The organism is Marinifilum caeruleilacunae (assembly GCF_013141825.1).
Taxonomy (GTDB): Bacteria; Bacteroidota; Bacteroidia; order Bacteroidales; family Marinifilaceae; genus Marinifilum; species Marinifilum caeruleilacunae.
In genome coordinates this window covers 83472-105324 of the sequence record NZ_RZNH01000001.1, presented here as the reverse complement: position 1 = coordinate 105324, position 21853 = coordinate 83472, and the positions used below count along the sequence as shown (strand labels likewise).

Below are 21853 nucleotides of genomic sequence, written 5' to 3'. Positions count from 1 at the left end.
AATAATGAATAATGTGTAATGATACAAAACTCCAAACAAGGATTTACGAATTACTCATTATTAATTACTCATTATGCATTGCGTATGTTGTTGAATTGCCATTCATATTACAGTTTTAAATACGGAGCCCTTTCTGTAGAGGAGGTTTTAAAGGAAAGCCAGGCAGGAGGGCACGATGCCATTGTATTGACTGATATTAATAATACGGCAGTAAGCCTCGATTTTTTGCGGCAGGCAAAAGAGTTTAAAGTGCGGCCGCTTGTTGGAGTCGATATCAGGAACAGGGCAAAACAGCAGTATGTTTTACTGGCTAAAAATGCCGATGGATTTCGGGAAATCAACGAGTTTTTATCGGGAAATCTTCACACCAGTAAGATATTCGCGCCAGAAGCTCCCAATTTAAATGATGTTTTTGTGATCTATCCATACCAGGGCAGCCACAGAGAACTAAAAGCAAATGAATACATCGGAATCAGACCGCAGGATTTGCCGCACCTGCCTTTCTCGGAATGGATTGAGCAGCAGGAAAAACTGGTGATGCTGCAAACCGCCAGCTTTCGAAACAAGAAAGATTACAACATCCATAGGCTCATGAGGGCCATAGATGGAAACACTTTGCTGAGTAAGCTTTCGAAAGAGGAGCAGGCAGTTTTCGAAGATCAATACAGGAGCAAATCCGATTTGCTGGAGCTCTACAAAAATTATCCGAAAATTATTGAAAATACCGAGCTTTTACTGGCAAGCTGCAGTATGGATTTCGAATTTGGAACCAACAAAAACAAGAAGCTTTTTACCCAGTCGGAAGAGGAAGATTTCAAATTGCTCATGAAATTGGCCTGCGATGGTTTGGGCTATCGATACCATGATGTAACAGATGAAATTTTAGATCGCCTGAATAAGGAACTGAAAGTGATTCGACAGCTTGGATTTTGTTCCTACTTCCTGATCAATTGGGATTTGGTTCGCTATGCGCAAAGCCAGGGATATTATCATGTTGGAAGAGGAAGTGGCGCCAATAGTCTTGTTGCTTACTTGTTGAAAATCACTAATGTTGACCCGGTTGACTTAGACCTTTACTTTGAGCGATTTATCAACCCCTTTCGAACATCGCCTCCCGATTTTGATATCGACTTTTCGTGGACCGACCGAGATGATGTTACCCGTTACCTATTCGAAAAATATGGGTATGATCATGTTGTTTTGCTGGGCACCTTTATCACCTTCAATCACAAATCGGCATTTCGCGAAATTGGGAAAGTATTCGGTTTACCCGATGAAGAAATCAGTCGTTTGCAGAAAAATCCCAATCCGGCGCAAGCCGATGAGTATGGAAAATGGGTGATTCGATACAGCCAGTACATTAGTGGTTTTCCAAGTCACAATAGCATACACTCCAGCGGCATTTTGATTTCGGAAGAGCCCATTAGCAACTATTCGGCTACAGAACTGTTGCCAAAGGGATTTCCATCTACCCAATTCGATATGTACATTTCCGAAGATTTGGGTTTGCATAAATTCGACATTTTAAGTCAGCGAGGCTTGGGTAAAATCAAAGATACACTGGAAATTATTAAGCAGAATCATGGACTGGATATCGATATTAACGATACCAGCTTGTTTATGGAAGATGCTCGCGTAAAGCAGATGCTAAAAAAAGGGCAGGCCATTGGCTGCTTTTATGTAGAATCGCCGGCCATGCGCATGCTTTTAACCAAACTGAAAGCAGAAGATTACAAGCGTCTGGTTGCTGCCAGCTCCATTATTCGCCCGGGGGTGGCCAAAAGCGGAATGATGCGCGAATACATCGTCCGTTTCCAGAATAAGGAAAAGAGAGAGCAGGCAGAGCGCGACTTGCCCGAACTCTACAGCATACTCGAGGAAACCTATGGCGTAATGGTTTACCAGGAAGATGTAATTAAAGTGGCTCATTATTTTGCAGAGCTAAGTTTAGATGAAGCAGATGTATTGCGCCGCGGAATGTCGTGGAAGTTTAAGCAGAGAAACGAGTTTGCAAAGGTGAAAGACAAATTCTTTTCCAATTGCAAAACAAAAGGCTATGCCGATGCTGTGGTAAGCGATATCTGGAGGCAAATTGAAAGTTTCGCCAATTATGCTTTTGCAAAAGGACATTCGGCCAGCTACGCAGTAGAGAGTTTTCAGGCACTCTATTTAAAGGCATATTACCCCTTAGAATATATGGTAGCTACTCTAAATAATGGAGGAGGATTCTATTCGGCACAACTCTATCTGCACGAAGCAGTAATGCATGGTGCAAGGGCAGAGGTGCCTTGTGTAAACAGGAGCTCATGGGAAAATACCATCGATGGAAAAACCATTTGGCTGGGCTTTTACCTTTTAAGAGATTTGGAGCGGTCGACCGGCAAAAAATTAATTGAAGAGCGCAATAAACACGGAAACTTTAAAAGTTTACGCGATTTTGTGAAACGTTTCCCAATTAGCCTGGAGCAGCTGATCATTTTAATACGTATCGGAGCCTTCCGATTTACCCAAAAAGCAAAGAAAGAATTGCTTTGGGATGCTCATTTTTTATTGGGACACTCGAAAAAGACCAAGCCCGAGAAAACACTTTTCCAGGCCGAAGTAAAAGAATTTGAGCTGCCCGAATTGTGGAAGCATAAACTTGAAGATGCATTTGACGAGCTGGAATTACTGGGCTTATCGGTTCAATCGCCATTTCAACTGGTAAAAGACGATTTGCCTTCCGATTTAAAGGCTTGTCATCTGCCATGCCTAATCAACCGTTACATTAGAATCGTTGGTTTTTTAATTCATCGCAAGCCCACAAAAGCCAGTAATGGTAAAATTATGTATTTCGGAACCTGGATCGATTTGGACGGACACTGGCTCGATACCGTACATTTTCCACCAGTTGCCAAAGAGTATCCGTTTCGCGGACCAGGTTGTTATGTTATAGAAGGAAAAGTGGTGGATGAATACGGCTTTTTGAGTATCGAAGTAAGTAGAATGCAGAGAATGACTAACTTAAGTATTGATGATGTAATGCCGGGCTAAAGCACTTCATTCATTGCAGTTTAAGATGATCTATTTGCCATCGGTCAGGCAGATTTATCAATGTATTGCTAATAAACATCGTACTTTACTAACATAATTGTAAAGTTATATTCTACTTTTTAGCCAGTATTAAGGATTTAAAATCAGGATCACTAAGAATGGCTGTAGATTTCATAAGTGAAAAATTGACGTCTTTTTTGTCCAAATTTTAAAAACCTGCTAAAAAAAATATGCCAAACTTTCTTTCTTGTCTGATTATCTGATCTTTGCAAATGTGAGAAAAGTGAGAAAAAATCTTGCAAATAAAATACTCGAATCTATTTTTGTCGGCGAATTTTTAATCACTTTAACAAACACTTTTAAAATGGCTTTTATTACTAAAGAAAAGTTCTTGTCGAATGAATGGTTAACGGCATATACTTACCTGATTTTGGGTAGTATTATTTTTGCTGTTTCAGACATCCTATTTGTAGTACCTTACAAATTGGCTCCAGGTGGGGTTTATGGTATTGCAACCGTATTGAATACCTTGTTTGGCTGGAAAATTAGTTATTCAACCTTTGCAATGGAAATTCCACTTGTAATTGTAGGTACCATTATTTTGGGGCCTCGATTTGGGGTTAAAACAATTGTTAGTATTGCTACAATTCTATTGACTGTTTGGGTAATGGAAACGCATATTGTTCCAGGATATCCAAAAGTAATTGCAGATCCAATGCTGAATACCATTGTTGCCGGTGTATTTTATGGTATTGCAATTGGAATGATTTTTAAATCGAGAGCAACTTCGGGTGGATCGGACATTATTGCCATGATTTTAGCCAAATATACCAAACTATCGTTGGGTAAGTTGGTAATGATTGTTGATGGACTAATTGTATTATTTACTTTGGTACAGCCAACCGAAACAGGTGCAATCGGATGGGAGTTTGCCATCTACTCATTAATCATTATCTACATCGAAGGTAAGATTATCGATATGGTTGTAAGTGGTGCAAACTATCACAAAACTGTAATGATTGTATCTGATCAGTACGAATCAATCGTATCGAAAATTAAAGGCGATTTGAAGCGTGGTGCTACTGTACTTACAGGAACAGGAGCTTACTCGGGTAAGGAAAGAAAAATGGTTTACTCGGTAATGAGCCGCAGAGAGCTTGAGATTTTAAAGCTACACGTTAAATCGGTAGATCCTGAAGCATTTGTGAATGTAACCGAAGCAAATGAAATTATCGGTAAAGGATTTAAATCTCTTAACGAGGAAGAAGAATAAAGAATAATTCGATATAAATCGTTAAATCCCTCCCAAATCCGGAGGGATTTTTTTATTTTTGCATTTAGGATCACTTCAATTTACAATTCAAGAATTTATTGTTTGTTATTCGAAAATTGTACAAATCGTAGAAACGTATTGTTTTTGCAGATTAGAGGGTGTTTGGGGCTGATCGAAAATATATCTGTAAAAAGTTGTAAGATAATTTGATTTTTTAGAAAATTATTACGTATTTTGCGACCTGTTTGAAAAGCGTTTAAGGAAAAAAATAATCTGGACTATGTCAAGAGTTTGTCAAATTACTGGAAAGAGCGTAATGGTGGGAAATAATGTTTCTCACTCTAAGAGAAGAACTAAAAGAAGATTCTATCCAAATCTTTTCGTTAAAAAGTTCTATCTTCCTGAGGAAGATCGTTGGATTGAATTGAAAGTTTCTGCTGCCGGTGTACGTCTAATTAACAAATTAGGTTTAAAAGGTGCACTTACTAAAGCTCAAGAAAAAGGATTTATTAAAAATTATTAAAAAAAGGCATAGAAAATGGCTAAAAAAGGTAATAGAGTGCAAGTAATTCTTGAGTGCACTGAGCATAAGGAAAGCGGTATGCCAGGAACTTCAAGATACATCACTACTAAAAATAAGAAGAATACTCCTGATCGTATGGAGTTGAAGAAGTACAATCCTATTTTGAAGAAAGTAACCCTTCACAGAGAAATTAAATAATTTTAAGATATGGCTAAGAAAGTAGTAGCAACCCTACAGAAAGGTGAAGGCCGTGGTTACGCTAAAGTAATCAAAATGGTGAAGTCACCTAAGACTGGCGCATACTCTTTTAAAGAAGAGATTGTTCCAAACGAGAACGTTAAGGATTTCTTTGCTAAGAAGTAAGAAATTCATATCATACTGAATTATAAAAGCTTCCTGATTATTCGGGAAGCTTTTTTTTGTGCATTAAACTAAAACTTTCAATGTTTTAATTTAAATCGTTTATTGTTAATTGTTTGTCTTTATGTTTTTTTGTACTTTAGCAGCTTAAAATTTAGAAGAAATGGGATTATTTGGAAGTTTTTCGAAATCGAAAAAAGAAAATCTTAATAAAGGATTAGCCAAAACAAAGGAGAGTGTATTTAAGAAACTTTCCAGAGCTGTTGTTGGTAAATCTACCGTTGATGATGATGTACTTGATGAATTGGAAGAAGTATTGATCACCTCCGATGTTGGTGTAGATACAACTCTGAAAATTATTGAGAGAATAGAGAATAGAGTTGCTGAAGATAAGTTTTTGGGTACATCGGAATTAAACCGTATTCTGAAAGAGGAAATTGCCTCTCTTCTTGAAGAGAACAATAAAGGCAATTATGAAGCTTACGAACTTCCAAAATCAGATCATCCATATGTAATTATGGTGGTTGGTGTAAATGGAGTAGGCAAAACAACTACAATCGGTAAATTGGCTCATCAGTTTAAAAACTCGGGCAAAAAAGTAATGCTTGGTGCTGCCGATACATTCCGTGCTGCTGCAGTCGATCAGCTAATTATTTGGTCGGAGCGAGTAGGAGTGCCAATTGTAAACCAGGGAATGGGGGCCGATCCTGCTTCTGTAGCATTCGAAACCTTAACCAAGGCAAAAGAAGAAGGATCAGACGTTGTAATTATCGATACCGCTGGTAGATTGCATAATAAAGTCAACTTAATGAATGAGTTGAGCAAAATTAAACGAGTAATGGATCGCGTAATTCCTGAAGCTCCGCACGAAATTCTTTTAGTGCTTGATGGATCAACAGGTCAGAATGCGTTCGAACAAGCTAAACAATTTACCAAGGCAACAGAAGTAAATGCATTGGCAATCACCAAGCTTGATGGTACGGCCAAAGGCGGTGTTGTAATTGGTGTTTCAGACCAATTTAAAGTGCCGGTAAAATACATCGGAATTGGCGAAGGAATGGAAGATTTGCAAGTCTTTAACAGAGATGAATTTGTAGCATCATTGTTCGATTGATTCTTGCATTAAATATATACAGATAGGCTGCCATTTATGGTGGCCTTTTCTTTTCTTGTAATACTTGTACTGGCATAGGGTGGAAAAAAGAGTATTTTATCCTATTTTTGCCAAAATTTAATTTGTGTAGAGATTAATATGAGTCAAAATAAAATCAACATAGTGAGCCTGGGGTGTTCAAAAAACCTGGTCGATACCGAATTGTTAATGAAACAATTGGATGCAAACCAGTTTTCTGTTACCTGTGAAGAAGAGAATAGCGATGCCAGAACCATAATCATTAATACTTGTGGATTTATTGGCGATGCCAAAGAAGAATCGGTTGATACCATTCTGCAATATGTAGAAGCTAAAAAAGATGGCCGAATCGATAAGCTATTTGTGATGGGCTGTTTATCGGAACGCTATAGAGAACAATTGAGCGAAGAAATTCCAGAGGTTGATAAATATTTTGGAAAGTTCGATTGGAAATCGATGGTAAAAGAACTGAATAAAGACTATGTACCCGATTTCAAAAACCTGCGAGTGGTCACAACACCAAAGCATTTTGCCTACCTTAAAATTTCGGAAGGATGCAATCGCTCTTGCTCATACTGTGCCATTCCAATTATTACGGGAAAACACATTTCCCGTCCAATAGAAGATATTGTTGAAGAAGCACGAAACCTGGTAAAAGGTGGAGTAAAAGAACTTTTGGTAATTGCCCAGGATCTATCGTATTACGGAATCGATTTGTACAACGAGTCGAAGCTGGCCGAACTGGTAGAAGAGTTATCGAAAATAGAAGATTTGGAGTGGATCAAATTGCATTACGCCTATCCAACTCAATTCCCTTACGGGATATTAAAATTAATGCGCGAGAATCCTAAAGTTTGCCGTTACCTCGACATTGCACTTCAACATTCAAGTGACAACATGTTACATTTGATGCGAAGAGGTATTGATCGAGCAAAAACCATTGATCTGATCAAACAAATCCGTGAGGAAGTGCCAGGAATTACACTTCGAACCACAATGTTGGTTGGGCATCCTGGTGAAACAGAGGCAGATATGGAGGATCTGAAAAACTTCGTTCAGGAGATGAAATTTGAGCGTTTAGGCGTTTTCCCTTACTCCGACGAAGAAGATACTTATGCTGCAGATCACTACGAGGACAATATCCCACAGGAAGAAAAAGAGAGAAGAAAAGAGGAGATCATGCTTATTCAGCAAGACATTAGCATGGAAGCCAATAAAAAACGTTTGGGCGAAACATTAAAAGTGGTCATCGATAGAAAAGAAGACGATTACTATTACGGAAGAACAGAATTTGACTCTTACGAGGTAGATCCCGAAGTCTTAATCCCGGCTGAAAATGGAGATTTGAAAATAGGAGAGTTTTACCAGGTAGAAATTACCGACTGCGAAGATTACGACCTTTTCGGAATGGTAAAGTAAAGGAAGATATCAACATATTAGAAACCATCTGTAGAAATGCAGATGGTTTTTTTTATGCACTTACCATATCAGGATAAAAATATCACTGCATAATATCTTTTTAATATATATCAAATATTATTTAAGTATATATTAATAATTTTTTTAATATATGTTAGAAATATTTTTAATATACCTTAAAATTTATTATCTTTTCGATAAATAAAAAGAAAGAAGGGTATGACTGTAAAGTACAAAGCGGTAAAGATGAATTCGCCTTTAAAAAAGGAAGGTCGTAAGCAGCAGTATTATCCCAGAGTGGCATACCGCGAGAAGAAGAATTTAAGAGATGTTGCAGAGAGAATATCCGAAATGTCGACTTTTAGTACCATTGATGTAGTGGGTGTGCTGGAAGCATTCGTATCGGAAATTCCTTTTTTCCTGAAGGACAATTGCAGTGTTGAGCTTGGCGATTTGGGCACATTTTCGCTTCATGTGAGTGGAGAAGGGGTCGATCGTCCTGAAGATTTGAAGAGATCAAATATTAAAAATGTTAAGATGGCTTTTCGGCCAAGCACAAGAATAAAACAAGAGTTTAAACAGGTTGGTTTTAAAAAAATCAGTCAATAAAAGTGAATGTGAATTGAAAAAAGGGAACTTGAGCAGCTGGTTACTGCCTGGTTCCCTTTTTTAATGCAGTTTTTTATCCGCTTTAAGGCATAAAAAAAGCCCCCGAAGGAGCTTCATTATAATTTCGTTAAGCCAGGTATTAAACCAATGATTTGGCAACTTCTAAAGCAGCTTCATAGTTTGGTTCTTCTGTCATTTCAGCAACATACTCAACATGTTTTACTTCGTTGTTTTTGTCAATAACTACAACACCGCGAGCCAACAAGCGCAATTCTTCTACCACGAAACCATACTTATAACCGAAATCACACTCTTTGTGATCTGATAAAGTAAGCAGGTTTTCGATACCTTCAGCACCGCAAAAACGGCCCAATGCAAATGGAAGATCGTTCGAAAGAGTAATAATTTGAATATCCTTGTCTAAAGAAGCAGCTTCTTTGTTAAATCTGTGAGTTTGTGCAGAGCATACACCAGTATCGATAGATGGAAAAATGGATAAGATCTTTACTTTACCATCGAAATCAGAAAGTTGTACAGGAGCTAAATCTTGTCCTAAAGCCGTAAAGTTTTCAGCTTTCATTCCATTGTTTATTTCTGTTCCTACTAAAGTCATTGCATTTCCTGCGAATGTAACTTTGCTATTGTTTTTTTGCATAATTATGTATTTTGTTGTTTCGATCAAAGATAGAAATTGTTTTGATTTGTTCTAAATAAATAAAGCAGAAAAATTGTGAAAAAAGCATAAAAAAACCGGAGCTTAACCCCGGTTTAAATATTTACTCGATTGCTTTTTGAGCTTTCAGTATTTTTGTGGTGATTTTTTGTTTCGATTTGTCTAAACCTACCGAAATTGTATCACCTTCAGAGATGGTTGCTTTAATAATGACTTCGGCCATTTCATCTTCAAGATACTTTTGGATGGCACGCTTTAAAGGTCTTGCACCAAATTGTACATCATAGCCTTTTTCCGCAATGAAATCTTTGGCAGCAGTCGATATTTTAATGTTATAACCCAAATCGTTAATTCTTTTGTATAATCCATTAAGTTCGATATCAATGATCTTATGGATGTCTTTCTGAGTTAATGAGTTAAACATGATCAAATCATCAATTCTGTTAAGGAACTCAGGAGCAAAGGCTTTCTTCAGAGCTTTCTGAATAATGCTGTTGGCATATTCATTAGAATCGTTTCCACCAGTCTGGAATCCAATACCTTTACCAAAATCTTTCAATTCACGACTACCAATATTCGATGTCATGATAATAATTGAATTTTTAAAGTCGACTCTTCGTCCTAAACTGTCGGTTAACTGTCCATCGTCCAATAATTGCAGAAGAATGTTGAATACATCGGGGTGAGCTTTTTCAATCTCATCCAATAGTACTACCGAATATGGTTTTCTTCTCACTTTTTCTGTCAATTGTCCGCCTTCTTCATAGCCAACATATCCCGGAGGAGCTCCTACCAATCTCGAAACAGCAAATTTTTCCATGTATTCACTCATATCGATACGGATTAGTGCATCTGAGCTGTCGAACAGGTATTCGGAAAGAACTTTCGCAAGTTGGGTTTTACCAACACCTGTAGGACCAAGGAAAATAAAGGTTCCAATTGGTTTGTTAGGATCTTTCAATCCGGCTCTGTTACGTTGTATGGCCTTCACAATCTTGGCAATGGCATCGTCCTGGCCAATTACTTTACCTTGTAGTTCGTCGTCCATTTTAAGCAGACGAGATCCTTCTGCCTGGGCGATACGTTTCACTGGAACTCCAGTCATCATGGCCACAACTTCAGCAATGTCTTCTTCCGACACTTTTTCTTTCTTCAGACTAAGCTCTTGTTCCCACTTGTCTTTCTCTTTTTCAAGATCTTCAGAGAAGTTTTTTTCCTTATCTCTAAAGCTTGCAGCCAATTCAAATTTTTGCGCTTTAACAGCCTTTATTTTGCTTTGGCGTGTCTCCTCAATCTTCTTTTCCAATTCCTCAATAATTACAGGAACATGAATGTTTGAGATGTGAACACGAGAACCTGCTTCATCCAGGGCATCAATGGCTTTATCCGGAAGATACCTGTCGCTAATGTATCTTGAAGTTAGCTTAACGCAAGCCTCAATGGCTTCTTCGGTATAGTATACATTGTGATGATCTTCGTATCGTTCCTTGATGTTATTCAGAATTTCGACAGTCTCCTCAGGAGAAGTTGGTTCCACCATAACTTTCTGGAATCTTCTTTCCAATGCGCCATCTTTCTCTATATTCTGACGGTACTCATCTAATGTGGTTGCACCGATACATTGAATTTCGCCTCTTGCAAGGGCTGGCTTTAACATGTTTGCAGCATCGAGTGATCCTGTAGCTCCACCGGCACCAACAATGGTGTGAATTTCATCGATAAACAAGATGATATCGCTTGTTTTTGATAACTCGTTAAGAATGGCTTTCATTCTTTCCTCAAATTGTCCGCGATACTTTGTACCTGCAACAATTGAAGCCAGGTCAAGGGTAACAACACGTTTCCCGAATAAAACTCTCGAAACTTTCTTTTGAACAATTCGAAGTGCTAAACCTTCTGCAATGGCAGATTTACCAACACCAGGTTCACCAATCAGAATTGGGTTGTTCTTTTTACGACGACTTAAGATCTGAGCCAGTCGTTCAATTTCGGTTTCGCGCCCAACAATAGGGTCAAGTGTACCTTCTTCGGCCGATTTGGTAATATCGATACCGAAATTATCAAGCACAGGAGTTTCCGATTTTCCACGAGCAGTTGAACCTTTCGATCCGCCACCCATGCCGCCTTTTCCTTCGCGTTCTTCCGAAGGGTAGTCGGCTTGAGCCTTCGGGAATAAGGTTTTTAAATTCTCTTTTACCTTATTGTAATCGATGGTTTGTCCTTCGAGAATTTGAGTTACCATGCTCTTGTCATCCTTTAAAATGGCAAGCAGCAAATGACTGGTGTCAATTGTGTTATTTTTTAAGGCCTTGGCCTCCAAATAAATTAACTTTAAAACTCTTTCGGCTGAACGTTGCAAAGGAATGTTGTTTTGATCTAAATCAGTAATTGTATCTGATTTGATTTCCCTTTCAATACTTTTTCTGATGTCGTAAAGATCAACACCCAAAGAGATCAGGATATCAACAGCAATGCCTTCACCTTCACGAAGAATCCCTAAAAATAAATGTTCGGTTCCAATAGCACTGTTTCCAAGCCTTTCAGCTTCTTCTTTGCTGTACGAAAGAACATCTTTAATACGAGGTGAAAATTTTGAATCCATATAGTAGGTCTTTTAATTAAATTCTAAATGATTGTCAATATTCGACTTTATTTTCGTCGATTTGATTAAAGCAACATTAAAATAATGAAAAAATATTAGATACCGCCTAATTTCTGCATCAAATTTCAATTAAAAACTCAATTGGAATCGGAATTAAACTAGAAATCAAGCTGTAAAGAAAACTGTGCGAATATTTATCTTAATCCACTTGTAAATATAGCTCCTTTTCTTACGCAAAAATCACATATTTTGTTACTTTTGTAGATCTGAGAAAAGTTTAGAATTTTAAATTAATTATAGATGACTACGGGAGAAAGAATTATACGTATCAACATCGAGGAGGAAATGAAATCAGCCTATATCGATTATTCGATGTCGGTTATTGTTTCCAGAGCCTTGCCAGATGTTAGAGACGGCTTAAAACCGGTTCACCGAAGAGTACTTTTCGGAATGGGCGAGTTAGGTATCACAGCAAATAAACCGTATAAGAAATCAGCAAGAATTGTTGGTGAGGTATTGGGGAAATATCACCCACATGGTGATAGCTCTGTATACATGACTATGGTTCGTATGGCCCAGCACTGGTCTTTGCGTTACCCATTGATTGACGGACAAGGGAACTTTGGTTCTGTAGATGGCGACAGTCCAGCGGCTATGCGTTATACAGAGGCCAGAATGGATAAGATTGCAGAAGAAACTTTATCTGATTTGGATAAAGATACTGTTGATATGGTTCCTAACTTTGATGAATCATTAAAGGAGCCAACTGTACTTCCAACCCGTATTCCTAACCTTTTGGTAAATGGTGCTTCAGGTATTGCTGTGGGTATGGCTACAAATATGCCTCCACACAACTTGTCGGACACCATTGATGCCATTATTACCACGATTGATAACAAAGAGGTGGAAATGGACGAGCTGATTCGAATTGTCAAGGCTCCAGATTTTCCTACCGGCGGTACAATTTATGGTTACCAGGGTGTTAGAGAAGCATTTGAAACTGGTAAAGGTCGTGTAGTTGTACGCGCTAAAACAAATATTGAAACCGACGAAAAAGGTCGCGAAAAAATCATTGTAAACGAGATTCCTTACATGGTTAATAAAGCAGAGCTGATTATGAAAGCCGCTGATTTAATCAACGACAAGAAGATTGATGGGATTTCGAATGTAAATGATGAGTCGGACCGAAAAGGTATGCGTATCGTTTTCGATTTGAAAAGAGATGCCATTGCAAATGTTGTTTTGAATAAATTGTTCAAATACACACAGATGCAAACTTCATTTAGTGTGAACAACATTGCACTTGTGAAGGGTAGACCAAAATTGCTTAACCTTCGCGACCTGATTGATAATTTTGTAGAGCACAGACATGATGTTGTTGTTCGCAGAACTCAATATGAATTAAGACAGGCCGAAAACAAAGCTCATATCCTTAAAGGATTAATTATTGCTTTAGATCATATCGACGAAGTGATTGCTTTGATTCGTGGGTCCAAGACTCCTGAAGAAGCGAAGAATGGCTTAATGAGCAATTTTGAGCTGGATGAGATTCAGGCGAAAGCAATTCTTGATATGCGTTTGCAGAAACTTACCGGTTTAGAGCGTGAAAAACTGCATGCAGAATATGAAGAGTTGATGAAGTTGATCGACCATTTGAATGCAATTTTGGCCAATGAATCGATGAGAATGGATATCATTAAGGAAGAATTACTGGAAGTGAAAGCTAAATACGGTGATGAAAGAAGAACCGATATTGTTTATGCTTCTGAAGAATTCAATCCTGAAGATTTCTACGCTGATGAAGAAATGGTAATTACGATTTCGCATATGGGTTACATTAAGCGTACGCCACTTGCAGAATTTAAAACTCAGAATAGAGGAGGAGTAGGTTCTAAAGGATCGATTACCAGGGAAGAAGATTTCCTTGAGCACATGATTATGGCAACAATGCACAATACCATGTTGTTCTTTACCGAAAAAGGAAAATGTTTCTGGCTGAAAGTATACGAAATTCCGGAAGGAACGAAGCAGTCGAAGGGTAGAGCCATTCAAAATCTGTTGAATATTGAACCTGACGATAAAGTGAAGGCATATATTAATGTATTGAATCTAAAAGAAGAAGAATACATTAACAACAATTACATCGTTCTTTGTACGAAGAAAGGTGTTGTGAAGAAAACTCCACTAGAAGCTTATTCTCGTCCGAGAGTAAATGGTGTAAACGCAATTACTGTTCGTGAAGGCGACCAACTTTTAGAAGCGAAATTAACCAATGGCAAAAATGAAATTTTGATTGCTGTGCGTTCGGGTAAGGCAATTCGATTTGCTGAAGATCAGGTTAGATCGATGGGTAGAACAGCTTCTGGAGTGCGCGGTATTACTCTGAAAGATGACAAGGACGAGGTTGTTGGCATGATATGTGTAGAGAATGGAGAAGAAGACATTCTTGTTGTATCGGAGAATGGTTATGGTAAAAGATCGAATATTGAAGATTACAGAATTACCAACAGAGGTGGTAAGGGTGTAAAAACAATTAGCGTTACCGAAAAAACCGGAGACCTGATTGCAATCAAAAATGTTACTGACAACGACGATTTGATGATCATCAATAAATCAGGTATCACCATTCGATTGGCAGTTTCGGATCTAAGAGTTATGGGACGTGCAACCCAGGGTGTTCGTTTGATCAACTTAAGTAAGAAAAGTGATTCAATTGCTGCTGTGGCTAAAGTGAACTCATCGAACGAAGATGAAGAAAATGAGGCACCAGAACAACAGACTGAGGGTACTGAAGAGTAACATTTGATACTTAGAATAATTATAAAGTGATTAATCTTGTTCGAAATTTCAAAGAAAGATCTATTTTTGTTCGAGATTGTTATAAAAACTAAACATTGATTATGAGAAAATTATCATTCATTTTGGTTATGCTTTTATGCGTTTCTACTGTATTCGCACAAAAAAGCAAGGTAACTGGAGCTCAAAACTACCTGAACTCAGGTAAGTTAGATAAAGCGAAAGATGCTATTGATCAAGGAATTCAAGATGAGAAATGTGTTGCTTATGCAAAAGCATATCTTGTTAAAGGTAAAGTTTACCAGGGAATTTTTGAAAGCCCACTTCCTGCATATAAAAACCTAGAGAAGAATCCTTTGGATATTGCATATGCTGCATATTTGAAAGCTTTGGAATTAGATGAAAAAGGAAAGATGGTTAAGCCAGTTAAGGCTCAGATGACTAACATGATTCCTGATTATACAAACGAAGCGGTAAACCGTTATAACGCTGGCGATTTTGCTGGTGCTTTAGATGCTTTCGAAAAAGTTCTTGAGATTGAAGCTATGGATATGTTTAAAGATAACCCAGTTGTTGATACTGCTGTTATTTTTAATGCAGGTATGGCTGCTCAAAAATCAGAAAACTATGACAAAGCAATTAAGTATTACAAGCAATCTATCGATTACGAGTATGGCGGAGCTAAATCATACGCAAACTTATCACACGTTCTAAAGAATGCAGGTAACGAAGAAGAGGCAGTAAAATACCTTCACAAAGGTTTTGAGTTGTTCCCAAATGATTCATGGATGCTTGTTGAGTTGATCAATTACTACATGCTAGGTGGTGAGCCTCAAAAAGCTGCTGATTATCTTGATAAAGCGATTGCTTTAGATCCAAACAATGGTTCATTTTACCGTGCAAAAGGTACATTATACGAGAAAACTAAAGAGTATGACAAAGCTGAAGAAATGTATGTTAAAGCTTTAGAATTGTCTCCAGAAGATTTTACTTCTCAGTATAACCTTGGTCTTTTGAAATTGAATGCTGCTATTGCTAAGCACCAGGAAGCAAACGAAATTATGGATGCTAAGAAGTACAACGAAGCAATTAAAGTTGTTTACACTGAGTACGAAAAGGTAATTCCATATTTCGAAAAAGTTCTTGAAATGCAACCAGGAGAGAAGAATTCATTGATTACTTTGAAAGAATTGTATTTCAAGTTAAGAAATGAAAACGAAGCGTATTTGGAAAAATACAACGAAGTGAAAGCTCAGTTGGACGGAATGGAATAAGGTCTAAAGATTGACATAAAAAATTTAAAAAGGGAAACGTAATGTTTCCCTTTTTTTATTACATTTAAACATTATTAAGTTTAATTTAAAGACCTTATATGAAAAAATTATCACTCATTCTGCTAGTGCTTTTGAGCTTTTCTGCTGTATTCGCACAGAAAAGCAAAGTAACCGGAGCACAAAACTTTCTTAATTCTGGCAAATTGGATAAGGCTAAGGAAGCTATCGATGAAGGAATCAAACACGAGAAGTGTGTGTCTTATGCTAAGGCATATCTTGTGAAAGGTAAAGTTTACCAAGGCATATTTGAAAGTCCGCTTCCTGTATTTAAAGATTTGCATCAGAATCCTTTGGATATTGCTTATGCTGCATATTTGAAAGCCCTTGAATTAGATGCGAAAGGGAAGATGTTAAAGCCGGTTAAATCTCAAATGACCAATATGATTCCTGACTATACAAACGAAGCTGTAAATCGTTATAACAGGAAAGATTTTTCTGGTGCTTTAAATGCTTTCGAAAAAGTTCTTGAAATTCAGGCCATGGATATGTTCAAAGACAACCAGGTGATTGATACAGCCGTTATTTTTAATGCTGGCCTGGCTGCTCAGAAATCGGAAAATTATGAGAAGGCGATTAAATTCTATAAGCAATCAATCGATTATAATTATATGGGAGCAAAATCGTATGCAAATCTGGCTAATGTTTTAAAGAAAAATGGCAATGAGGATGAAGCGGTAAAATATTTGCACAAAGGTTTTGAGTTGTACCCAAATGATGCCGAAATGCTGGTTGAATTGATTAACTATTATATGTTTGGAGGAGAACCAGAAAAAGCTACAGAATATCTTGATAAAGCGATTGCTTTAGATCCCAATAATGCTTCATTCTATAGTGCTAAAGGTATGCTATGTGATAAGATTGGTGAAAGTGATAAAGCAATTGAGATGTATAAAAAATCGATAGAATTAAATCCAAATAATTTTAATCCAAGATACAATTTGGCAATTATCGAAGCCAATAAGGTAAGTGAGCTGCATAAGGAGACCAATGAAATTGTAAATGCCAAGAAATACAACGAAGCCATGAAAGTTGTATATGCAGAGTACGAAAAAGTAATTCCATACTTCGAAGAAGCATTGCAAGTAAGGCCAAACGAGAAGAATTCTTTGTTGGTTTTAAAAGAGATTTATTTTAAGCTAAGAAACCAAAAGGAAATGTATATGGAAAAGTACAATGAGGTGAAGGCCCAGTTGGATGGCTTAGAATAAGAAAATATGAAGGGAGCTCATGGTTCCCTTTTTTTGCATGCATCCAATTTAACATAATATGAATTATAAGACTCGAATTAAGAAATGCGTATACTTACCCATTTTCCATTTGAATTGCTTTTATAGATATTCTTGAAGAATTTTCATGAGTTTTCTTGGATCAATTGGCTTTGTGATGAATTGATCTGCTCCGGCATTCAAACACTCTTCGCGTTCATTATTCATTGCATAGGCGGTTTGTACAATCACGGGAATCGATTTGTTATTGCTCTTGATTTGTTTTATGGCTTCCATGCCATCAACTTCAGGCATTCTTATATCCATAAGCACCAAATCAATTTTTGGATTGTTGTGATTGCAGATTTGGATCGCATCCTTGCCATTTTTTGCCCAGATTACAGTTGCGTTTGTTAATTCAATAATGGCGTTGAGATAATTGAAATTGGACTTTACATCTTCAGCAATCAGTATGTTCTTTTCAGAATACTTTAAATCGCCTATATCGTTTAATTTACTGCCTGTTTTAGATGTAATTTCATTTAGGAGATTCATTTTGATTCTGCCGGTTCCCGAAAGCCTAAAATAGAAGTTTGTGCCAATATTCTCTTCAGAATCAAACCACAATTCACCGTCTAGCAGATGAACCAGCTTTTTGCTTAGCGTTAAACCTAATCCCGAGCCTTCAAACTTTCTGTTCGCCTCATAATCCAGTTGCCTGAAAACATCAAAAATATGATCTTGCTTCTCTTTAGAAATTCCAATCCCTGTGTCTCTTATGTAAAACACTGGAATGGAGTTATCATCGATATAATAACCTAGTTCTACTTTTCCTGACTTGGTGAATTTCAGCGCATTATCAAGTAAATTATCAAGAATTTGGATCAATTTATCCCTGTCCGATTTAATTTGTAATTCTTCAGAATTTATCGGAAAAATCAATTTAAACTCAACATCAGGTCTACTTAAAATCATTGAGTTTAAGTGGGTTTGTACCTCTCTTAAAGTTTCATTAATGTTAAAGAATTCGATGTTGAAGTTCAGCTGATTTGAATCCATTTTGGATACAAACAGAAGATTATTCACCATTTTCATCAGCTTGCTACTGCTGTTCAAAATATTCTGCACAAAATTAGATTGTTCCTTTTGATCCAAATTCGGCTCATTCAGAAGGTTAGAAAATCCAATTATTGCATTTATTGGAGTTCTGAATTCATGGCTTATATTGGAAAGAAAAGCCGATTTTAATTCATTGGATTCTTCAGCTTCCTTTTTGGCTTTCTCTAGTTCTTTCTGAGTTTTAGAAATCGTTATTAAATCCAGAATCGATTTTTCATGAAATAAGCAGGCTTTAATGGAAACGGCAAATTTATTAATTACATTTTTCAGTTTTCTCTGTTCCAGTTGACTCCATATTCTATCTTTGGCAGATGGGAACAGTACTACAAAACCCATATCCTGTAACTTGAAAAATGTAATGGCGCCTCTCTCCTTCTTTTTAAAGCCCAATGCTTCTCCAAGCTCTGGTGTAAGCTCAATTGAAAATGAACTGGACTCATCGAAGCAATGATCTAAAAAACTTGAATCGGGAATTTCAGTTTGATCCAACTTGATTTGAGGATGAGAGTAGATTACCGTATATCCAGTTGTTTTTGGCGAATATGGAATGCTGTAGTTGCGAAGCCAAACACCTCCGAACTCTAGATTTTTACGAGACATTAATGTGTGCAAAAATCTTTTACAATTCTCTTTTTTATCTAAGGATTGTCCTACAGATAGAGAGAGTTCATATAAAAATGATATATCAGTAATTAAACTATTTGTATTCATTGTCAAATTTTAATAGGCCAAACCTAAGACGATCGATTTGTTTAATAGTTCCAAATATCCACTGCCACTTGAATATATTTCTCCAATTGATAATGCACCTTCCAGTTCGCTTTCAGGAAAATGTTTCAATAGCTCAGAATTAAAACCTTCAAGCTCTTCATCAAAGCGATCTTGAAGATGGGTAAATCGGGAAATACAACTAAACAGAACAGGTAACGGTTTAACTCCAGTTTTCATGATACAATTGGAGATCATTTTTTCCGGAATTTCCCTTAGTTTATCTTCTTCTACAGATAGTATATCTATCAAAGAATTTTCTGGAATATTACCAACACAGGTAATGTGTCCTTCATTATTTACTTCGAAAGGATCGCGCACGATATAGTCTCTCTCCTCTTTGAAAATCCCAAATGGGAAATGAATCGAATGCTGCGAAAAGCTCTCCTTTGTTAAACTTATATTTTGAGTTTCTTTTAGGCAACGTTGGTACACTGTAAAGGCATTTTCCCAATTCAATTCTTTAATCAGGTTTTTCTCCGATTTTGTTACGATAAAAGGCCCGACCGATTTTTTCCATCCATGTTTTGCATCTATTTTCGTTTTAGAAGATAAAAAAACTACCATGGTGCCAGTTTGATAGATGCCCTCGTTGCTTATTAAGATGCCTTCTTTTGCGCTTTGAAGTCGTCCAACACCTCCTCCAAAAAACCTGACATTATTACCCAAATGTGTAAATAAAGTCATCAATTGATCTGAGGCTCGTTCAGAAAGTCCATCTATTAAGGTAAAGGCGGTTGTAAATTTGTGATCCTGGTAATCGGAAAATTTATTCACAAATTCGCTTTCTGAATTAAAATAGATGGGAACCAGTTCAAGCTCGATTTTTTTAATTACGATGCCTTTGTCAGATGTAATCTTCTGGTGAATTACCTGGGGAAAAATTCCTCCTATAAATAGGATATTTTCATTGTTTAAGCTGTTAACCAATACCTTCAGGTCGATATCACATTTTTCGCCTATAAACAATAGTACTTGAGAATTTTCAGTTGCAGAAAGTTCTTTTAATCCAGAAATAATATTGCTAATTGTTGGATTTTCCAGAAACATATGATGAAATGAAGATTGGTAAAACATACAATTTTAACAAATTTACAAACTTGTTAAAATCTGATTTGACTAAATGCTCTCGTGAGCTTGTCAAGTAGTGATTTTTATAATTAATCGCAAAAAAAATGCCGGTTTTAATTGTAAAACCGGCAGCTGTATTATCTAATCTTTTTAAATGAGTCAAGAACTGCATCGCTAAGCCTGTTCGCCACGGTGTCTTCATCTCCAACTCCATCTACCCGCTCAATCTTATTTTGCTTGGAGTAATACTCACTCACTTTAGAGCTTCTTTTTTCGTGTTGCTCCAACCTGTGAATAATAATATCGGTATCGGCATCGTAAGCACGCTTGCTTTGAGTTTTGCTACGAGCTGTTAATCTTTTAATCGATTCCAGGGTAGGAACATTCAAATTAATAGCAGTTGTAACTGTTGATTCCAATTTTCTTAGCAAACCATCCAGTATGTAGGCCTGTACAATGGTACGCGGAAAACCCTTGAAAATAAATCCATTGGCGTTTGGATGTTTTTTGATCTGACGCTCAATTAATTTAATGGCGATTTCATCAGGTACGATATCCCCTTTCTCGATGTAAGTTTTGGCATTTTTACCCATTTCGGTACCTTTCTTGATTTCCTGACGCATCAGGTGACCAGTAGAAATGTACACAAGGTTGAATTTTTCAGCCAATCTTCTTCCTTGGGTCCCTTTACCTGATCCAGGAGGGCCAAGAAGTACTAGGTTGATCCATGATTTTTCAAGCGTTTGATCAATTACATTCGTCAAACGATCAAAAATCTGGTTGATTCCACCCATTCCATCAATGCCATGGTAGATTTCTTTCTCTTTGTAAAAATTAGCTACCGGAGCAGTTTTGGTATCATATTCCTGAAGCCTAACATTGATTACCTCTTCTGTATCGTCAGGTCTGTTCTCCTTAGTTGCTCTCTCAAGCAAACGATTGCGTAGTTGCTCAGTAGGAACTTCCAGACTTAACATACAATCCAATTTGGTATTCATTTTTAGAAGCAATCCTTCCAAAATGTATGCCTGCACCGTTGTACGCGGAAATCCATCAAACAAAAAACCTTTTACTTCTGTATTTGTTTTAATTCGTTCCTCAATGATTTGAACTATAATTTCATCGGGTACCAATCCCCCTTTTTTGATAATATCTTTAGCTTGAAGCCCAAGTTCAGTACCTTCAGCAATTTCGCTTCGAAGAATATCACCAGTAGAAATGTAAGCCAAATTGTACTTTTCTACCAGCATTTTTGATTGGGTTCCTTTTCCGGCACCAGGAGGGCCGAACAATGCAATGTTTAACATGTGGTTAAATTTATGTTTTTAAGTTAGTCAAGATTCAAAATTAGTAATTTTTAGGCTACATCCGCCTAAATTAAAGGATTTATATCCTACTTATTATTTCAGGAAGAATCGAAATGAGAACTTGTCAGTTTTCGAAAATCTTAAAACATCAGAAAACCAACAAAATATATGAAGTATCCCGATGAGCGAAAAAATTGGAAAAACTGGTCCAATCCAGAATGAATAATTCACGATTGAAAAAAAGATGTAGCCGCCTAGTAAGAACAAACTTCCAATAAATTCAAATTTCCATACTACGATTAAGCCAATTAGCATCAACAGGTTGGCTGTGAATAACTTCACTTCCTGATTGCTCATCATATCCAAATCGGGAGCACCAATCTCAATTGCAAACCACAGAAAAAATAGGAATAAAAATATTCCTAAAAACCTGGCCACCCAACGAATTATACTTACTGCTAATTTCAAATCTTTAGTTTTTGGCAATTTGTATTCTGCCTCAACTCAAATATAGCCGATTTAATATGGAATTAAAAGCGCTGCAGAAACTTATTCATATCCCAATATTGTCATGTAATAAAGATCTTGTTTCATAGTATTGATTATTAATGGATTTAAATTGACTTTCT

General features: G+C 36.9%; 17 protein-coding genes. 11 read left to right on the top strand and 6 right to left on the bottom strand.

Going from position 1 to position 21853, the window contains the following annotated elements; all coding sequences use genetic code 11:
- Positions 1-18 precede the first annotated feature (18 nt).
- The 8 genes from ELS83_RS00490 (at position 19) to ELS83_RS00455 (ending at position 8349) form a co-directional block, all read left to right on the top strand.
- Complete coding sequence (locus tag ELS83_RS00490; RefSeq protein ID WP_249414384.1) at positions 19-3033, top strand: DNA polymerase III subunit alpha; 3015 nt, start codon at positions 19-21, stop codon at positions 3031-3033.
- 364 nt (positions 3034-3397) lie between these two features.
- Entirely contained in the window at positions 3398-4306 is a 909-nt protein-coding gene (locus tag ELS83_RS00485; RefSeq protein ID WP_171593536.1) for a YitT family protein, read from the top strand.
- Between the two features lie 280 nt (positions 4307-4586).
- On the top strand, positions 4587-4829 hold the full coding sequence (rpmB, locus tag ELS83_RS00480) for a 50S ribosomal protein L28 (protein WP_171593535.1): 243 nt from the start codon (positions 4587-4589) through the stop codon (positions 4827-4829).
- Positions 4830-4844: 15 nt separating this feature from the next.
- Positions 4845-5027, top strand: a complete 183-nt coding sequence (gene rpmG / locus ELS83_RS00475; protein ID WP_054721833.1) for a 50S ribosomal protein L33 — start codon at positions 4845-4847, stop codon at positions 5025-5027.
- A 9-nt stretch (positions 5028-5036) separates the two neighbouring features.
- Complete coding sequence (locus ELS83_RS00470) at positions 5037-5192, top strand: DUF4295 domain-containing protein (protein WP_083464733.1); 156 nt, start codon at positions 5037-5039, stop codon at positions 5190-5192.
- A gap of 160 nt (positions 5193-5352) precedes the next feature.
- Complete coding sequence (gene ftsY / locus ELS83_RS00465) at positions 5353-6303, top strand: signal recognition particle-docking protein FtsY (RefSeq protein ID WP_171593534.1); 951 nt, start codon at positions 5353-5355, stop codon at positions 6301-6303.
- 138 nt (positions 6304-6441) lie between these two features.
- Positions 6442-7740, top strand: coding sequence for a 30S ribosomal protein S12 methylthiotransferase RimO (gene rimO / locus ELS83_RS00460; protein WP_171593533.1), 1299 nt, complete (start codon positions 6442-6444; stop codon positions 7738-7740).
- Between the two features lie 219 nt (positions 7741-7959).
- A complete protein-coding gene (locus ELS83_RS00455) occupies positions 7960-8349 on the top strand; it encodes an HU family DNA-binding protein (RefSeq protein WP_171593532.1) in 390 nt (129 codons plus the stop codon).
- Positions 8350-8488: 139 nt separating this feature from the next.
- On the opposite strand, the gene tpx is transcribed toward ELS83_RS00455, so the two are convergent.
- Both tpx and ELS83_RS00445 read right to left on the bottom strand, forming a co-directional pair.
- Complete coding sequence (gene tpx, locus ELS83_RS00450) at positions 8489-9004, bottom strand: thiol peroxidase (RefSeq protein WP_171593531.1); 516 nt, start codon at positions 9002-9004, stop codon at positions 8489-8491.
- A gap of 121 nt (positions 9005-9125) precedes the next feature.
- Positions 9126-11624, bottom strand: a complete 2499-nt coding sequence (locus ELS83_RS00445; RefSeq protein ID WP_171593530.1) for an ATP-dependent Clp protease ATP-binding subunit — start codon at positions 11622-11624, stop codon at positions 9126-9128.
- A gap of 300 nt (positions 11625-11924) precedes the next feature.
- Between ELS83_RS00445 and gyrA the strand changes: the two genes are divergently transcribed.
- The 3 genes from gyrA to ELS83_RS00430 all read left to right on the top strand — a co-directional run bounded on the left by gyrA (position 11925) and on the right by ELS83_RS00430 (position 16962).
- Positions 11925-14423, top strand: a complete 2499-nt coding sequence (gene gyrA, locus ELS83_RS00440; RefSeq protein WP_171593529.1) for a DNA gyrase subunit A — start codon at positions 11925-11927, stop codon at positions 14421-14423.
- Positions 14424-14524: 101 nt separating this feature from the next.
- Entirely contained in the window at positions 14525-15694 is a 1170-nt protein-coding gene (locus ELS83_RS00435) for a tetratricopeptide repeat protein (RefSeq protein ID WP_171593528.1), read from the top strand.
- Between the two features lie 98 nt (positions 15695-15792).
- On the top strand, positions 15793-16962 hold the full coding sequence (locus tag ELS83_RS00430) for a tetratricopeptide repeat protein (RefSeq protein ID WP_171593527.1): 1170 nt from the start codon (positions 15793-15795) through the stop codon (positions 16960-16962).
- A 120-nt stretch (positions 16963-17082) separates the two neighbouring features.
- On the opposite strand, the gene ELS83_RS00425 is transcribed toward ELS83_RS00430, so the two are convergent.
- The 4 genes from ELS83_RS00425 to ELS83_RS00410 form a co-directional block, all read right to left on the bottom strand.
- A complete protein-coding gene (locus tag ELS83_RS00425; protein WP_171593526.1) occupies positions 17083-18789 on the bottom strand; it encodes a hybrid sensor histidine kinase/response regulator in 1707 nt (568 codons plus the stop codon).
- A gap of 9 nt (positions 18790-18798) precedes the next feature.
- A complete protein-coding gene (locus ELS83_RS00420) occupies positions 18799-19896 on the bottom strand; it encodes an FIST signal transduction protein (protein WP_171593525.1) in 1098 nt (365 codons plus the stop codon).
- A gap of 158 nt (positions 19897-20054) precedes the next feature.
- A complete protein-coding gene (locus tag ELS83_RS00415) occupies positions 20055-21224 on the bottom strand; it encodes an adenylate kinase (RefSeq protein ID WP_171593524.1) in 1170 nt (389 codons plus the stop codon).
- 93 nt (positions 21225-21317) lie between these two features.
- Positions 21318-21692 (bottom strand): DUF7670 domain-containing protein, encoded by a 375-nt coding sequence (locus ELS83_RS00410; RefSeq protein ID WP_171593523.1) that lies wholly within the window; start codon positions 21690-21692, stop codon positions 21318-21320.
- Positions 21693-21853: the final 161 nt, after the last annotated feature.

Coding starts and splice junctions, on each gene's coding strand:
- ELS83_RS00490 (WP_249414384.1), top strand. CDS start 19: ATGATACAAAACTCCAAACAAGGATTTACGAATTACTCATTATTAATT.
- ELS83_RS00485 (WP_171593536.1), top strand. CDS start 3,398: ATGGCTTTTATTACTAAAGAAAAGTTCTTGTCGAATGAATGGTTAACG.
- rpmB (WP_171593535.1), top strand. CDS start 4,587: ATGTCAAGAGTTTGTCAAATTACTGGAAAGAGCGTAATGGTGGGAAAT.
- rpmG (WP_054721833.1), top strand. CDS start 4,845: ATGGCTAAAAAAGGTAATAGAGTGCAAGTAATTCTTGAGTGCACTGAG.
- ELS83_RS00470 (WP_083464733.1), top strand. CDS start 5,037: ATGGCTAAGAAAGTAGTAGCAACCCTACAGAAAGGTGAAGGCCGTGGT.
- ftsY (WP_171593534.1), top strand. CDS start 5,353: ATGGGATTATTTGGAAGTTTTTCGAAATCGAAAAAAGAAAATCTTAAT.
- rimO (WP_171593533.1), top strand. CDS start 6,442: ATGAGTCAAAATAAAATCAACATAGTGAGCCTGGGGTGTTCAAAAAAC.
- ELS83_RS00455 (WP_171593532.1), top strand. CDS start 7,960: ATGACTGTAAAGTACAAAGCGGTAAAGATGAATTCGCCTTTAAAAAAG.
- tpx (WP_171593531.1), bottom strand. CDS start 9,004: ATGCAAAAAAACAATAGCAAAGTTACATTCGCAGGAAATGCAATGACT.
- ELS83_RS00445 (WP_171593530.1), bottom strand. CDS start 11,624: ATGGATTCAAAATTTTCACCTCGTATTAAAGATGTTCTTTCGTACAGC.
- gyrA (WP_171593529.1), top strand. CDS start 11,925: ATGACTACGGGAGAAAGAATTATACGTATCAACATCGAGGAGGAAATG.
- ELS83_RS00435 (WP_171593528.1), top strand. CDS start 14,525: ATGAGAAAATTATCATTCATTTTGGTTATGCTTTTATGCGTTTCTACT.
- ELS83_RS00430 (WP_171593527.1), top strand. CDS start 15,793: ATGAAAAAATTATCACTCATTCTGCTAGTGCTTTTGAGCTTTTCTGCT.
- ELS83_RS00425 (WP_171593526.1), bottom strand. CDS start 18,789: ATGAATACAAATAGTTTAATTACTGATATATCATTTTTATATGAACTC.
- ELS83_RS00420 (WP_171593525.1), bottom strand. CDS start 19,896: ATGTTTCTGGAAAATCCAACAATTAGCAATATTATTTCTGGATTAAAA.
- ELS83_RS00415 (WP_171593524.1), bottom strand. CDS start 21,224: ATGTTAAACATTGCATTGTTCGGCCCTCCTGGTGCCGGAAAAGGAACC.